Source organism: Shewanella fodinae, assembly GCF_014651955.1.
GTDB lineage: Bacteria > Pseudomonadota > Gammaproteobacteria > Enterobacterales > Shewanellaceae > Shewanella > Shewanella fodinae.
The window spans coordinates 1-1,214 of the sequence record NZ_BMXW01000043.1 but is presented as its reverse complement, the minus strand read 5'-3'; the positions used below and the strand labels follow the sequence as shown (position 1 = coordinate 1,214).

Annotated in this window: 1 protein-coding gene; it reads right to left on the bottom strand. The window is 47.0% G+C overall.

Going from position 1 to position 1,214, the window contains the following annotated elements; translation table 11 throughout:
* Positions 1–28 precede the first annotated feature (28 nt).
* A complete protein-coding gene (locus tag IE064_RS18035) occupies positions 29–1,126 on the bottom strand; it encodes an ISAs1 family transposase (RefSeq protein WP_189619046.1) in 1,098 nt (365 codons plus the stop codon).
* Positions 1,127–1,214 lie beyond the last annotated feature (88 nt).

The following is a 1,214-nucleotide window of genomic DNA, read 5'->3' as shown; positions in this document are numbered from 1 at the left end:
TAGGGTCGGAGCACACTTTGAGCAATTTCTAACCAAAGAACACTTTTTCACGGTAGTCATCGCTCCAGCTAGCTTGTTTTAGTTTGTTCCGCTGGCTCGGTGAGCCGCAATCACACTGCCGCAGTATGTTCATCACGAAACGTCGGAACAGTGCTAGGTTTTCGACAGCACCTTCGAGTGCTATCCGTGACTCATCTTCTTTAAATACAACATCTAGCACATAATGCTGACTGTTCTCAATCCGCCAGTGCTGGCGGATGTAGTGCCCAAGCAGTTTGTGGCGTGGGGACAACGAACTCACATAGTAACGGGTGTCTATCGTTGTTTTCCGACCCTCTGTACGATGTCGTTCTACTGCGATGATACTCCGAATGGTCGGCCATTTTTCCACAAGATTCTCTGGCAATTTTGCTTTGAGTTGGAATACATATCGTTCCTCTTTGCGACCATGAGCCTCTTGTCTGACTTCGGTGACAACTTGTTCTTTCTTAGCATCAAAAACAGCCTGAAACTGCGACTGAACAGCGTTCCAAAGTGTGGGCTGGTTCTTTTTGACTTGAACCACAACATGCGCCTTTTTCTCACTGATTTTTTCCAACGTTTCACGCTGACAATGCAAGGCATCTAGGGTAATTACTGCACCATTAAGATTTAGGACATCGAGCATCTGACGAACGACACTGATTTCACCCTTCTTGTTTTTGGTTGGCTGCTGGCTAAGGACCAGTCCGTTTTCAGTATCGTAGGCAGTGACCAGTTGCAACGCAGTCTTTGAATCATTGCGGTAAGCGCCTCTGAGCACCTTGCCATCAAAGGCAATGATGGGCTTGCCAGTATATGTCCGCTGCTCATTTACCCAATTCAACAGCGCTTCAAGCAGTGATTCCACAACCACCGTACGCAAGATACGAGCGATTGTATGCCGTCGAGGAATACCATGATTAAATGGGCGGAATTTTTGTAGCCAAGGAAGTTTACTATCACCAAAGGTTTCAATGTCTTGCCAGCCTTCAGCACCCGACATAATAGCGCTTAAGACAAGGAACATGACGTCCACAAGGTTATGTCTTTGGTTGATGTCAGAGCGGGTTTCTTCAACAACCGTCAAGTGTTCGAGTAAGTCCATCAGGGCTGCTAATTGCGAAATGGGCAGCCATTAGATCACAGCATAGAGCTACAACTCAACACGGGCTAAAAAGTACGATCCCGCCCTG

Bases quoted from the DNA above. Each gene is read 5' to 3' on its own strand.
- IE064_RS18035 (WP_189619046.1), bottom strand. From the start codon at position 1,126: ATGGACTTACTCGAACACTTGACGGTTGTTGAAGAAACCCGCTCTGAC.